The 13,918-nt window shown below is 45.6% G+C and carries 11 protein-coding genes; 4 read left to right on the top strand and 7 right to left on the bottom strand.

The window, feature by feature from the left end:
• The 4 genes from A3766_RS26155 to A3766_RS26140 all read right to left on the bottom strand — a co-directional run.
• Window positions 1–595: hypothetical protein (locus A3766_RS26155; RefSeq protein WP_068643264.1), on the bottom strand; the 595-nt coding region annotated here is incomplete at its 3' end.
• A gap of 236 nt (window positions 596–831) precedes the next feature.
• Window positions 832–2,013 carry an alginate export family protein gene (locus tag A3766_RS26150; RefSeq protein WP_068516782.1) on the bottom strand — a complete coding sequence of 394 codons (1,182 nt, stop codon included), beginning with the start codon at window positions 2,011–2,013 and terminating at the stop codon, window positions 832–834.
• A 203-nt stretch (window positions 2,014–2,216) separates the two neighbouring features.
• A complete protein-coding gene (moaB, locus tag A3766_RS26145) occupies window positions 2,217–2,777 on the bottom strand; it encodes a molybdenum cofactor biosynthesis protein B (protein WP_068516783.1) in 561 nt (186 codons plus the stop codon).
• Between the two features lie 52 nt (window positions 2,778–2,829).
• Entirely contained in the window at window positions 2,830–4,095 is a 1,266-nt protein-coding gene (locus A3766_RS26140) for a nitrate/nitrite transporter (protein WP_068516785.1), read from the bottom strand.
• A gap of 344 nt (window positions 4,096–4,439) precedes the next feature.
• Between A3766_RS26140 and A3766_RS26135 the strand changes: the two genes are divergently transcribed.
• The 3 genes from A3766_RS26135 (at window position 4,440) to A3766_RS26125 (ending at window position 8,782) form a co-directional block, all read left to right on the top strand.
• Window positions 4,440–5,915 (top strand): NarK family nitrate/nitrite MFS transporter, encoded by a 1,476-nt coding sequence (locus A3766_RS26135; protein WP_068516787.1) that lies wholly within the window; start codon window positions 4,440–4,442, stop codon window positions 5,913–5,915.
• A 100-nt stretch (window positions 5,916–6,015) separates the two neighbouring features.
• Window positions 6,016–7,743, top strand: coding sequence for a bifunctional protein-serine/threonine kinase/phosphatase (locus A3766_RS26130; RefSeq protein ID WP_068516789.1), 1,728 nt, complete (start codon window positions 6,016–6,018; stop codon window positions 7,741–7,743).
• Between the two features lie 82 nt (window positions 7,744–7,825).
• Window positions 7,826–8,782: an ion transporter gene (locus A3766_RS26125; RefSeq protein WP_068516791.1), complete on the top strand. Its 957-nt coding sequence runs from the start codon at window positions 7,826–7,828 to the stop codon at window positions 8,780–8,782.
• A 26-nt stretch (window positions 8,783–8,808) separates the two neighbouring features.
• Here A3766_RS26125 and A3766_RS26120 read toward each other — a convergent pair whose 3' ends face one another.
• Genes A3766_RS26120 through A3766_RS26110 form a run of 3 tightly spaced genes read right to left on the bottom strand, consistent with a single transcriptional unit; the run spans window position 8,809 to window position 11,493 of the window.
• The gene (locus A3766_RS26120) at window positions 8,809–9,600 is read right to left on the bottom strand and encodes an ABC transporter ATP-binding protein (RefSeq protein ID WP_068516793.1); all 792 of its coding nucleotides are present in this window, start codon (window positions 9,598–9,600) and stop codon (window positions 8,809–8,811) included.
• A complete protein-coding gene (locus A3766_RS26115; RefSeq protein ID WP_068516795.1) occupies window positions 9,597–10,511 on the bottom strand; it encodes an ABC transporter permease in 915 nt (304 codons plus the stop codon). Before A3766_RS26115 ends, A3766_RS26120 begins: the two co-directional genes overlap by 4 nt.
• Window positions 10,501–11,493, bottom strand: a complete 993-nt coding sequence (locus A3766_RS26110) for an ABC transporter substrate-binding protein (protein ID WP_068516798.1) — start codon at window positions 11,491–11,493, stop codon at window positions 10,501–10,503. The genes A3766_RS26115 and A3766_RS26110 overlap by 11 nt, the downstream gene beginning before the upstream one ends.
• A gap of 224 nt (window positions 11,494–11,717) precedes the next feature.
• On the opposite strand from A3766_RS26110, the gene A3766_RS26105 reads away from it, so the two are divergent.
• On the top strand, window positions 11,718–13,916 hold the full coding sequence (locus A3766_RS26105) for a histidine kinase N-terminal 7TM domain-containing protein (RefSeq protein ID WP_197475715.1): 2,199 nt from the start codon (window positions 11,718–11,720) through the stop codon (window positions 13,914–13,916).
• The last annotated feature ends 2 nt before the right edge of the window (window positions 13,917–13,918 follow it).

The following is a 13,918-nucleotide window of genomic DNA, read 5'->3' as shown; positions in this document are numbered from 1 at the left end:
TAGTAGATAAAAACTTTAACGCTTTATCGATATGGTAAAGGATGCGCTTGATCATCTCTTCAACGTTATGCGCCATATCGAGTAAAACAGGGCTATGTTCGCCAGTTCGAGGCGCTTCGATTTTGGAATTAACAGCAATAACGGCGATGCTACGAATATTCTTTTGCATTTCCGTCAGAAGGTCATTTAGTTCGCGGTTAAAGCGTGCAATGCGTTCACGGCTTTGCTGCTCGCGTTGAGGGCGCCCCTGGATGTGTTGTTGGACGATCTGAGGTACTTTGTCCGGTTCCATCACTCTATAGGCTTTTTCAAGCTTCTCTTCAAATAAACTGGTACGCCACTCGCGAACGGCTTTATTGGCGGTTTCAACAGTCATGGTACTCACCAGGTCGGCCAAGGATATGGATTCACGTGAACACTCATCATAAAAGGTTGCCAAAACAGCTAGACCGGCTGCGCTTTCGCCAATACGTTTAGCGAGTACGCGCAAATTTTTGGAAGAAATAGATAAGCTTCGAGTAATCTCCTGAGCATGATAGAGCTCAGCGGCAACCTTTGCTGCAATGACGGTTTGTTGGGTGTTCTCGCTAAGCATTGGCAGTGTCTCCCAAACTCACTTACGTAGCGTATTTAGGGCCAGATTTAAAAAGATAAGACTTAGTTCTATCCGGTATCTGAGGCTCTCGTAAGTGCTTTGTTTTTATTGATTCGTTTAGTTTAGCACTGATCAAAAAAAATGCTGGAATTCACGGGGATATTTTGTGGCTATCGGGCATAAAAAAAGCGGAGGTGGAAGAAACCTCCGCTAGCAGTAAAAATTAACCTAAGAGACTAGAATTTAGCTGCGAGCTGCACCCAAATTTTCGTAGTATCCTCGCCCGAGTCTCCTTTACTGTAATCGGCAAGCTTGATTAGCCCTGTGTAGTTATCAGAAAACTTCTTGGCAACTAGAATGTCAATTTCACTACCTAAATCTGCACTACCTTCATCGGCGTCAAACTGGTGGTAGATTACCGCGATCTTAGGACCGTAGTTTTTGGTTGAAATGCTAAGCGAGGTGTCTACTAAGCCGTCAGTTCCTTTTTCAGCAGCAAACTTGTCAGCCCAACCGTTGAACTTATGCTTGGTTGCAAGAGGTGTCTTAAACATGGCATTACCGTCATCTGAGCCAAGAGTTTCGTAACCCAGCTTAGCGGTAAAGCCTGAAACATTTACACCTGCTTCAAGGTTAAGATAATTCGTTTCATGCTCATTATCATCGTCAGTAGTTTGTTGGGCAAATTCAGCGGTATAAAGGACAGTAAGGTCGTCACTTGCTTTCACTTTACCGTTTGCTCGGATACCGAAAGTGTCATGAATATCTTTCAGGTCCAAGAAGTAAGCGCTTAAGCCCAAGCCGTCAATACTCTTGTTGTTTACGTAGTAAACTTGATGGTCGTTGCCGTCGATATCGCCTCCGGTAAAGGTGTTTACGTTATAAACATTAGAGAATATCAATGTTGTGTCTGGTAGTGCTGTGTTAACTAGGGTAAAAGCATCATAAGTTTGTTCGTTTTGTCTCCAGCCCACGCCGCCTAGCATACGCTGGCCATCTAGGTTGATGCGCTGGCGACCGTAGCGAACGAGCGTATCAGCTGGCGCAGCAAAATCGATATATGCCTGGTTAATTTCAGTATACGTAGCATCGAGCACTACTGCTTCTTCATCTGGATCAGCTCCACTGTCGCTGTAGTTGTCTTCACCGACAACACTGTTGTTATCCATTTCTAGCGTAGTGGATACGCCATTGTATGAAAGCGTCTTGTAGGTTAAACGTGTTTTCACTGTGGATGCTAAAGCTTCACGGTTGGTGAAATCATCTACATATTCAAAACGATAACGTAGCGCAAGGGATGCATCGCCGCCCGCAATCGCGGCAGTAATTGAGTCTGCCTCTTCTGCTGCAAACGTTGGAGCTGCTGCAGAGAGTCCGAGAGCGATCATCGAGATTGATAGACTTAAAGCGTTCTTCATAAGCGATATCCTAATTGATATAAGTTCTAAAAGACTCCTTGCTCTTGTGTCTTAAATTTGCAAGGGATGTGACCTATTTAACGCTTTTGGTTTTGGGGGGGCAATCGGATAAAGGGAGTAAGGGGCTATACCTCCTGATGGGTAAGTCTGGAGGTATAGTGTTTTAAGATGAACTCGAAGTTTTAGTTTAAGTATTTGAAAATCTAAGAGTTATCTCTTTTTTCTCGATCAAGACATGCAGCGAAATCAATGCCTTTTAGCTGGGGTACAAAGTTGCAAGGGCCTTGACGGCTGTCAATTTGTGAGTCGATTATATTATCCCAGGCAGTGCGGCAGGCATTGGTGCTACCTGGTAGGCAGAATAGTAAGGTCTTGTTTGCCATGCCCGCTAGTGCTCTAGACTGGACGGTTGAGGTGCCAATTTGCTCAAGAGATATTTGTCGGAAAAGCTCGCCGAAACCATCGACGACCTTATCAAGCAAAGGGGTAACGGCTTCAGGGGTGCTATCTCGGCTAGTAAAGCCTGTACCACCGGTAATGATAATAACTTGGGTGTCATCACTCGCAATCCATGTCGAGAGCGCAGCGCGAATTTTATATATGTCGTCAATGACAATCTTTTTGTCTGCGAGCTTGTGCCCAGCCGAGTTTAACTTTTCTACCAGAAGTTGGCCTGATGTGTCATTGTCTTCAGTGCGAGTGTCTGAAACCGTTAATACGGCAATGTTTAAAGGGATGGTTTCTTGGCTGACGTTGTGACCCATAGGGATATCTCTCTTGTATAAGCAATGTAGTAATAAAGTTTAAAGATGATGCTTAATCATCATCTAGGAAGTTATGACTGGTGGCATGTTGCACGCGCTGGTTAAAGCGATCAGTCTTGATAGCAAGGAACATGACAGTCATACAGCAAGCGAGCACACCATATAAAACCATGAAGCATGCGCTATGGATGCCGATCCAGTCAACGGCTAGGCCAAAAGCGATAGGGAGTGTGCAGCCGCCTAAGGCGCCAATTGCAGCCACTAAGCCACCAACAAGCCCCATTTGCTGAGGGTAGTATTCATGAATTGTCTTATACACACTTGCTCGCCCAAAGCCCTGGGCTATACCGATAATAAATATCAATGTACTGAAGAACCAGACGTTAATTTCGATAGCCAGTTCTACATCTTGATGCACGCCATGTATGGTCATCGTGGTCGGCGGATAGCACAAGAAGAACAAGCAAACTAAGCATATCCAGAATACTGCCCAGTTAACGGTGCGACCACCATAGCGGTCTGCAAACCAGCCTCCTAATGCTCGAACCATGCCAGAGGTGGCAACAAAGAAAAGCGTAAAGGCCATCGCTTGGCTATAGCTGAGTTTATAAGCGGAAGCATAATACTGTGGGAGCCAGAGGATTAGCGCTAAAAAGCTACCGAAGACAAAGTAGTAATATAGACCGAAGCGCCAAATCTGGATGGATTTAAGTGCTTGTAGGGTGCTAAGTTCGGCTTGAAGTTTTGTCGGGGTATAGGGGCGGGTAGGTGCTATTAGCCAGAACAGAAAAGCCATAATGAGTAAACCAACCCCATAGATAGGACCAATGCTGTCCCAACCCCAGTTCGCAACAATAATTGGGGCAAGTGCAAGGGTAATGGCTGAGCCGGTGTTACCTGCACCAAATATACCCATGGCAGTGCCTTGTCGGTTACTTTCAAACCAGTCGGTGATATAACGAATGCCGATGGTAAAAGATGTGCCACTAATACCGATCCACAAGCCAAGTAATAGGTAGCCTTCCAGAGTCTCGATGTGAGGCAGGATGAATAGTGGCGGTGTGCTAAGAAGCATTTGTAGGGTGAATAGGCTCTTGGGGTTGTAGCGCTCGCTAAGCCAGCCAGCAGGAATACGCCCTAGTGCACCGGTTAGAACCGGGGCCGAAAAGAATAATCCTAACTGTGTTGCGCTTAGGCTTAAGCTGTTTTGAAGTTCAAGCCCCAAAACGGCATAGAGTGTCCATACCGAAAAATTAGCAGCAAATGCTATGGTGGCAATGGTTAAGGCTCTGGCTGCGCCAGGGATCTCAAAATTCATTATGACGCTCTGATCGAAGGCTGTTTAACTCGGTTTATCCTCAAAGGTATTGTTGGTACAGAGGAGCTCGTTTATCTATTAAAGTGATTGATACCTATTAAATCAAAAAAACCTTGTGCATGTTTGTTCTAACCCTTTTGAGTTAGGGGGTATGAGTCGCCTACCTATAAGTGAGTAGGCTTTGTGATGCCTGCTGGCTTTGTGGCAAGGGAGTAAAAAATAAAGTAGGTATATGCGCTGTGCCGGGGCATTCTCAGGCCCTGCCTTACTTGACTCATATCAAGTAGGAAACCCTACACACGAAGCAGAATAGCGTCATACCCCTTTTTTGTATAGGAGGCTTTATGTCCACTGATCTTAAAATAAACCTGTTCGCTTTTGGCGACCCCAAGATTAAAACACTCCACTTTACGTGGTTTGCTTTTTTCTTAACCTTCATGGTTTGGTTTAACCATGCTCCGCTTTTGGTGTTTATGAAAGAAGCGTTTGATATGTCGAGTCAGCAGGTCAAAGCCCTGATGATTCTGAACGTTGCGCTAACAATTCCAGCACGTATCGTCATCGGTATTTTGGTGGATAAACTAGGGCCCAGAAAGGTTTATAGTACTTTACTTGTACTGGCAGGCGTCGTGTGTATAGCATTCGCACTGGCTCAATCTTATGAGCAGCTCGCAATGATGCGCTTTTTAATGGGCTTTGTTGGTGCCGGGTTTGTAATCGGTATCCGCATGGTTGGCGAATGGTTTCCTCATAAGTCTGTCGGTATCGCAGAAGGTATCTACGGTGGTTGGGGTAACTTTGGCTCAGCTGCATCGGCTATGCTATTGCCTACGCTGGCAATGATGTACGGTGGAGAAGATGGCTGGAGATATGCATTAGGTACAACAGGTATTGTTGCTAGTATCTATGGCCTTATTTACTATCAGGTAGTACGTGATACGCCAAAAGGTTCAACCTACTTTAAGCCTAAGAAAGCAGGTGGTTTGGAAGTAACAAGCTGGGGTGACTTTTACCTATACTTGTTCATGAATATTCCAATGTATGCAGCCTTAGCTGTGTTGGCTTGGAAACTATCTCCAACGGGTGTTGCTCTCTTAAGTCAGACTGCTGTTTACGTTATTTGGGCGGGTTTGGTCGCTCTATATGTTTTCCAAACTTACTCTATCTGGAATGTAAATAAAGAAAATCTGACAAACGGTGTCCAAGAGCTTGATAAGTACCACTTTAAGCAAGTTGCGATTCTAGACTGGTCTTACTTCGTTACCTTCGGTTCAGAACTAGCGGTTGTATCAATGTTGCCTCTATTCTTCTTGGAAACTTTTGAAAGTCTTGATCCTGTCAAAGCGGGCCTATTGGCTTCAGGCTTTGCCTTCATGAACTTGGTTGCACGTCCAACTGGCGGTTGGTTCTCTGATCACATTGGTCGTCGTAAAGCTCTAATGTTCTTGATTGGTGGTTTGGCATGTGGCTACTTTGTATTGAGCCAGGTTGATTCATCTTGGTGGATCCCCGCTGCTGTGATTGCAACCATGTGCTGTTCGTTCTTTGTTCAGGCTGGTGAAGGTGCGGTATTTGCGGTAGTTCCACTGATCAAACGTCGTATGACAGGTCAGATTGCAGGTATGGCCGGAGCGTATGGTAACGTCGGTGCAGTAACTTACCTAACTGTTTTGAGCTTTGTAGATTACAGTACTTTCTTCTTGGTGATCGGTTGTTCTGCACTGATTGTATTCTTCATTGCTGCAATGATGGATGAGCCAAAAGGACAGATCTCTGAAGTACTGCCAGATGGCACAGTTCATATGATTGATGTTGGCTAGTTAGAAACTTGCTAGTCTAGAGTGCCTGCTGGTGGCTTATTTCATCGGCGGGCATTTTTGCGTTAAGGTAACGCTATAGCACTAAACTCAGGATTTCTCGATGGCCCAGATTCTTAAGATTGATGCTGCATTTTCAACAGACGCCGGTATAAAACCGATCAATGAAGACTCGGCTGGCGTCAAGGTTCCAGAAGATAGCTATCTGCTTAACAATAAAGGTTGTGCACTCGTCGTTGCCGACGGTGTTTCATCAGCTGAAGCGGGGCGCGAAGCAAGCCATACGGCTGTTGAACGTTTTATTGAGGAATATTTCCAGACGCCTGACACCTGGTCAGTCAGTAAGTGCGGAGAGCAGATTCTATCAACGATTAACCTCAAGCTTTTTCGTAAGAGTCACGAGTTCTCGTCTGATACTAAAGGTTACTTATCTACATTCAGCTCCATCGTCATCAAAGGTCGTACCGCGCACTTTTTTCATGTTGGCGATAGTCGAATATTTTTGCTGAGAGAAGGCGAATTCGCCCAATGTACTACTGATCATGTCGCTTCTTTAGGCGGCGGTAAAACTTTTCTTACTCGCGCCATCGGTATGGATAATCGCTTGCACCTCGATTATGGGCGAATTCCTCTTGAAGCCGGTGATCGCTTATTGCTGTGTAGTGATGGTGTACATGACTTTATCGAGGAAGCGAGAATAATCGAAACGCTGGCGATGGACCAGCCGGCTGAGTTTATCGCGGACAAATTTCTAGATTTGGCACGAGAAGGCGAAACCGATGACAATATCAGTGCCGTTGTGGGTATTGTTGAACAGCTGCCTTTCGAAAACCTTGATGATTATAGTGCGAAACTGACACGCCTACCTTTCCCGCCAGCTTTAGAAAAGGGTATGAAACTGGATGGTTTTGTCGTCCAAAAAGAGTTATTTGCTTCGAGTCGAAGCCAGTTGTATCTAGTAAAAGATGAAGTGTCAGGCGAGCTGTTGGCGATGAAGACGCCCTCACCAAACTTTGAGGAAGATACCGCTTATATTGACCGGTTTATCCAGGAAGAATGGATAGGTATTCGCATACAGCACCCTAATGTGGTCAAGATTATTCGACAAGACCGCAAGCGCAGTTTTCTATATTACCTCATGGAGTATGTCGAGGGAGAGGGCTTAGATAAATGGCTGAGAAAGAACCAGCCACCGAGTCCAAAGCGTGCTATCAATATCGTTAAACAAGTTGCAGAGGGCTTAAAAGCGTTTCATCAAAACGAGGCGGTACATCAAGACTTGAAGCCCGGAAATATTATGGTGACTGAAGAGGGCAAGGCCTTGGTGTTGGACTTCGGGTCAGTATTTGTTGCCGGTTTGTCTGAGTGCGTGAGCCCTATTATTCCTGATGGCGTTTTGGGTACAGCTGGCTACTCAGACCCGCTTTATCTACGCGGACATAACCCCGGGATCCAGGGGGACGTCTACTCGCTAGCAACCATTACCTATGAAATGTTTACAGGCACCTTGCCTTATGGAGATAAAATAGAGCAGTGCAGAAGTGCCTTTGATTATGATCAGTTACGGTACACTGAAGCCAGTTCAAATAACCCGGTGATACCAGAATGGTTTGACGGTGCTTTGAAGAGAGGGACGTCTTTTGATCTTGAAGAACGGTATAGAACGATCGATGACTTTATGAAGGACCTGCTGCAGCCAAACCCTGAGTTTCTGAAAGCGGACCCAGTGGTGCAGAAGAGTGCCAATACTTTAATGTTCTGGAAGCTTCTGTCAGGTTTCTGGTTTGTTACTTTCTTGCTGCTCATTTACCTGTTTAGCCAGAACAGTTGATGTAAATGCTTTGATTTGAGCTTGGATGAAGGCTTGAGTCGAGCTATATTGTCGCTATTACAATAAAAGAAGTGTTAACGACATGAGTACTACTGCCCGCGCTTTTTGGTATCGCTGCCTCAACGAGCCTTCGGCCGATTTCTTTCCTTCCTTGATAGTGACGGTCTTTCTCTCATTAGTTATTATTCTTAATATTCTTGAAGTCGTACTTGGTTCTCTGCCAGGCTTCAGGGAGCAAATGGGCGACTGGGTACTCATTGCTAATATCTGCTTTGTGGTCGTTTTTGCATTTGAGTATCTGTTGCGTTATTGGGTAGCGGCAGAAACACCTCATGCGACTCATATGACTAGCGGGCGAAAGCGTTGGCTATATATTCGTTCGCCGATGGGCCTAATCGATCTTTTCTCTTTCTTGCCTTTACTCCTCTTACTGCTACTGCCGGGTGATGCGTTTGGTGATCTGCGTATTCTTAAGCTGATATCGATGGTAAGGGTGCTTAAGCTAACCCGCTATTCTGCATCATTATTGATGATTGCTCGTGTCTTTCGTGAGAATAAGAACACCTTACTGGCAGCAGGTTTGGTGATGATGATCTTAATGTTTATCGCCGCGACAGGCATTTATATCTTCGAGAAGGTTGAACAGCCTGAAGCCTTTGGCAGTATCCCTGCTTGTTTATGGTGGGCTGTTGTGACACTGACGACCGTTGGCTATGGAGATGTGACGCCTATTACTGTCGGAGGACAGCTTTTTGGTGCGCTGGTCATGGTTTGTGGTGTCGGGATCGCAGCGATGCCCGCTGGTATTTTCGCATCCTCATTTGTCCAGCTTGTTCGAGAGCAGGAGCATGAGCGACGAAGAAAACTGCGTATTCGTCGCGGCCAATTAGAGGTAGTCGCTGGAAAGAATAAAGAGGAAGAGCCTTCTTTGCATTTGAGTATGAGTCAGTCTGAGCAGCGAGAAGTGGCGTATTTAGTGTCTGAATATGGCTTAACACTCGATCAGGCGACGGGTGTTGTGAGTCACTTTCGGCACTAAATGTCTTTGTAAGAGTCAGTGCCAGTTTAGGAAAGTACTAATTTATCGTCATCCAAGGCGTCATGATTCTTATGGAATTGATCCAGTAAGTCTTGGCTGTTCATACCTTCGCGCTGCTTGCCACTGACATCAAGAACAACCTGGCCCTGATGAAGCATCAAGGTTCTATCGCCAACGCTTAAGGCCTGATTCATGCTGTGTGTAACCATTAAGGCAGTTAGTTTTTCGCTACGAATAATCTCTTCGCTTAAGTTAAGGATAAATTTGGCTGTTTTCGGGTCCAGGGCAGCAGTATGTTCGTCAAGCAGTAGTAATTTTGAAGGTTGAAGCGCTGCCATTAGGAGGCTGACCGCTTGTCGTTGACCGCCTGACAACAGTCCAATTTTATCTTCTAAACGATATTCCAGGCCAAGCTCCAGGCTCTTCAACCTATTAATAAAGCTTTGTTTGAACTCTCTTCGAGCGGCTCGCTGTAACCCCCTTCGTGAGGTGCGTGCCTGCGCTAGTGCAAGGTTTTCCTCAATCGTCAGGTCTTCACAGGTGCCAGTTAAGGGGTCTTGGAAGACTCGCGCTATCCATCGGGCTCTTTTATGTACAGGAAGCTTAGTGATGTCTTGATCATCTAAGTGAATTTGTCCTGTTTGAACAGCGACTTCACCAGACAGGGCGTTCAGTAAGGTTGATTTACCTGCACCGTTGCTGCCAATAACTGTAATGAATTGATGCTTAGGAATAGTCAGGTCGATTCCCTTTAATACATGGTTTTCTAAGGGGCTGCCGAGATTAAAACTAACATCTACCTTGCTCATTGAGATCATTGGCCGAACCTCGTGCGTGCTTTAATGGCGCTTTTGATATTTGGGGCAACAATTGCGAGCGTTACCAAAATAGCCGTGATCAAATTGAGATCTTGAGCTTTAAGGCCTAATAATTCACCGTTAAGTGCCACGGCAATAACCAGGCGATAGAGTAGTGAGCCAATCAGGCAGGCAAGGATCCAGCGAAACAGGTTCTTCGGGCCAATCAAGGCTTCGCCGCCTATCACAGACGCAAGGCCGATAATAATGATGCCGACCCCCATGGTTACATCAGCGCTACCCTGACTTTGAGCAAATAAAGCGCCTGCCAGGGCGACAAGGGCATTAGATAGTGACATCCCAAGAATAACCATTAACCAAGTATTGACGCCATTGGCCTGAGCCATTCTGGGGTTAGAGCCTGTAGCGCGCATTGCTAAACCAATTTCACTACGCAGGAACATAAAAAGCAGGGTGAAAGTAATAAGACTAATGATACCGAAGCAAATTGGGTAGGCGACATAATAAGGAATCTCATAAGTAGCAATACTTAGCTTATCTAGCGGGCTTAACAAGGTATCAACGCCGAGCAACGCGATGTTCGGGCCATCCATTATTCGCAGGTTAATGGAATAAAGCGCGATCATAGTCAGGATTGATGCAAGTAAATGCAAAATTTTTAGTTTCACATTTAATATCGCTGTCACTGAGCCTGCAAGGGCGCCGGCTAAGCAAGCGCAGAGCGTCGAGATAAGAGGGTTTACGCCAGCAACAATCAGTGCCGCGGCGACAGCGGCCCCTAAGGGAAAAGACCCGTCAACAGTAAGGTCTGGAAAATCCAGGATTCGAAAAGAAAGAAAGACTCCAAATGCGACCAGCGCAAAAATGAAGCCGGTTTCTAAGGCGCCGAATAAGGCAAAACTATTCAACAAGTGATTTAGCCTTAGAGATAAACTCTGGCGAAAGTGTTATGCCCATACGCTTTGCTGCGCCAGGATTAACAAACAACTCTGTATTCATGACACCTTGAACCGGAATATCAGCAGGTGATTGGCCTTGAAGAATCTGCACAACGATCTTGCCTGTCTGTCGGCCCACTTCATAGTAGTTAAACCCCAAGGCCGCGATGGCGCCACGAGCGACACTATCGGTGTCGCCGGCAAAAACAGGAATGTCTGCTTGCTCAGAAATTTTGATGATACCTTCTACAGCAGAGATGACTGTGTTGTCTGTAGGGAGGTAAATTGCATCAACCTTGCCGAGTAATGAACGAGCTGCAGTTTGCACATCCGAGGACTTGGGGGAGACTGCTTCAATTACTTGAAGGTTCAGCTCTTCAGCATGTTGCTTGATTAGCTTGAGAAGTGAAACAGAATTAGCTTCTCCTGGGTTGTAGATAATACCGAGTTGCTTACTGGCAGGGAGGACCTCTTTAATCATCTCTAAATGCAGTTTTATCGGTGTTAGGTCCGACACGCCTGTAACGTTTTTGCTCGGTTGCTCCCAAGACTTCACCAGTTTGGCTGCAACAGGATCGGTCACTGCGCTAAAAACTATGTTGGTATTTCTGGCAGAGGCAACCGCAGCCTGGGCTGAAGGGGTGGCGATAGCTACAAATACGTCCGGCCTGTCGCCTGCAAATTTTTTGGCTATTTGGGCTGCAGTTGCCGGTGCGCCTTGTGCACTTTGGTAATCCCACTTAAGATTTTCTCCGTCTTTCCAGTCATGCTCGGCGAGGACATCCTTAACGCCCTTTCTCACTGCATCAAGGGCAGGGTGCTCAACAATCTGGGTGATTGCAACGTGCTTACTTTCTGGAGTGGCAAGCGTATTAAAGGATAGAAGGCTCGCTAGATATGATACTAGCAGTAGGTTGAATAGAGACTTGCGGGGCCAGGATAAGAAGTGTTTCATTAATTGCATCCATCAAATTATTGTCATGAAGCGATAAAAGTGGCTAAAGCTTCTTATTTTTTGCATGGTAATCAATCGTTAGCTTGCGGCCAAGCGATTCTGGGAGGATAATGCCTGTTTAGATTATGTACAGCTAAAGGCAACTATTCGAATAGGGGTAATATTATTCCGTCACAGCCCATGCTGAACATAGGATCAGGAATGTTAAGGTCAGGGTGACCGTTGTGGTATGGAACAATTTTGCTTTTATTAGTCTGGTTTGCGCTCTATTGAGTACAGCCAGTGCAGTACTTTGCTTATCGGCAAAACGCCAGGGAGGGTCGATTCTTTTTGGCCTAATCTGTACGCTCTTGGCTCTCTGGTCTTTTAGCTTGTTCGTTGGAATGTCTACCAACGAGCCTTCACAAGCTTTGTTTTGGGCACGTTGTGCTAACTCAGTCGTGTTATTCCTTCCGGTCTTGTTGTTTCACTTTGTTGTAAGCTTTGTGGGTAAGCAACATGCCTACGAGCGTGTTTCTTTCTCATACTATCTTTTATCGCTTCTCTATTTGAGTTTGATATTTATCGCTCCAGAGCATTTTCTACACAGTCCCAGCTTTCGTTTTGATGCTTTCTGGTTCCCTGTAGGGGGGAACTTGTTCTATCCGTTTCCGGTATTTTTTGCCGGGATTATTGGGCATACTCTATATGTCCTACTGCAAGAGAGAGCCGAAACAACCCGCTCAGGTAAGTTAAAGTTAGACTATCTGATCATGACGATTGCCCTGGGTTTTTTAGGGGGTGGGATGACGCTTTCTCTTGAGTTTGATATCAATATACCGCCTTATGGCTTACTTTCAGTCGCCCTTATGGTGGTGATATCTACCTACGCAGTATTGAAACATGACCTACTTGAACTGCCCGAGACGCTGAGTTTTGTTATCACGCGTTTGATGATTTACATTTGCATCGTTGGTTTCGTGGTTTTAATGCTTAAAGGTGGCATCTTTATAGATCAAGCGTATTTGAGTGTTTCTCAGACTGTATTTCTGGTTCTTATCACCATCTGTTCCTGTGAATTTTATGCAGCGATGAAATCTCGCTTACAAGCGTTTTCAGATAAAGTCCTGGTTCGTCAGAAACTTGATGCTGAGCGGCACTTTCGAGACCTAATGTATCAGCTAGATCAATCTGATGACTTTGAGTCGATGTTGCCAATTCTTCGGCAGTTTTTTGAGCAACAAAGCTATATCCATCACTATGCATGGTATTTGGATAGGGTTCTATTGGAGCGAACTTTATCCAGGAAAGAGTTGGAGCGCTTTGATGCGAATGACCTGAGCGCTGAGAGAAACTATCAACGCATACTATTTAGCGGCAGTGATGGACGCCGCCATGATCGTTTACCCTCTTCTATAAACGTGCACCTGCAGGGTGAGGCTGAGGAAAGAACGCTTAACGCCCAAATGGTTGAAATTATGTCAACTGAGCAGCTCGATGCTGCCTATGATTGGGTCGAAATGGTGCCGGGACGCGAGATGCTGGGTTTGCCTGTTGTTGCAAATAGTGACTTTAGGGGAATGCTCTTAGTCGTCGTCAGTAAATCTGACATGCGTTTGAAAGATCAGTCGAGGTTACAGGCTTTGTCGTCTAAATTGGGTCGACTCATTGAGCGTGTAGAGTTTTTTCGCCGTCAGGCTTTCCAGGAGCAGCGCTTCTTATTTCAAAAAATGCAGAGTTTGCAGTCTTTGGCCGGTAATATCGCCAATGACATGAGAGGGCCTTTAGATCAATTACATGCCTTTGTTGAACATGCTGCATTGGTACGAGCGGAGCTAAAAGATGAGAGATATTTAGATAGTCCCTATAGCCAAGCTCATGTGGCTATCGCGCGAAGTGCTCAGGTGATCGACATGAGTCTAGGTCTGGTGAAGGATGAACCCATCGATGTAAGTACCTTCAAGGTGCTTTCAATTCAGAGTGTAGTAACGAAGAGTTTGGCAGAGTATGTGTTTATGCCAGGAGAGCGAGAGAGAATACGAACAGACTTACGCCAAGACTTCTTGTTCAAAGGTGATGAATGGTTATTGATTTATGCTTTGTTTAACATACTAAAAACGGCCATCAATCACTCTGTCGTGGCTAAAGGCGAAGAGATCACTATTGATAGTCGGGTTGAGGGTGGCCGTAATGTATTATTATTGCGTTATAAAGAAGGTGTTCAGCGTTCTCAGCTAGAAGGTTTAAGAGTTGTGGATGAAGATTCATCTAACCTTGATCTGGCGACCGTCTATTATCGACGGGTCATGAGCGCTTTAGGGGGGGCGATAAGTTATTCCACTGACTCGGAGCAATGCACCGAAATTCTATTGGTTTTCCCCTGTTTAAGAACGGGAGGCGGTGATAGTGAATCGATTCTGGATGAGCTGAGCGTTGCTCCTTAGCA

The organism is Oleiphilus sp. HI0132 (assembly GCF_001635845.1).
The sequence above is the reverse complement of the archived record's forward strand: the minus strand, read 5'-3'. Positions and strand labels throughout refer to the sequence as shown.

Coding starts and splice junctions, on each gene's coding strand:
- A3766_RS26150 (WP_068516782.1), bottom strand. CDS start 2,013: ATGAAGAACGCTTTAAGTCTATCAATCTCGATGATCGCTCTCGGACTC.
- moaB (WP_068516783.1), bottom strand. CDS start 2,777: ATGGGTCACAACGTCAGCCAAGAAACCATCCCTTTAAACATTGCCGTA.
- A3766_RS26140 (WP_068516785.1), bottom strand. CDS start 4,095: ATGAATTTTGAGATCCCTGGCGCAGCCAGAGCCTTAACCATTGCCACC.
- A3766_RS26135 (WP_068516787.1), top strand. CDS start 4,440: ATGTCCACTGATCTTAAAATAAACCTGTTCGCTTTTGGCGACCCCAAG.
- A3766_RS26130 (WP_068516789.1), top strand. CDS start 6,016: ATGGCCCAGATTCTTAAGATTGATGCTGCATTTTCAACAGACGCCGGT.
- A3766_RS26125 (WP_068516791.1), top strand. CDS start 7,826: ATGAGTACTACTGCCCGCGCTTTTTGGTATCGCTGCCTCAACGAGCCT.
- A3766_RS26120 (WP_068516793.1), bottom strand. CDS start 9,600: ATGATCTCAATGAGCAAGGTAGATGTTAGTTTTAATCTCGGCAGCCCC.
- A3766_RS26110 (WP_068516798.1), bottom strand. CDS start 11,493: ATGAAACACTTCTTATCCTGGCCCCGCAAGTCTCTATTCAACCTACTG.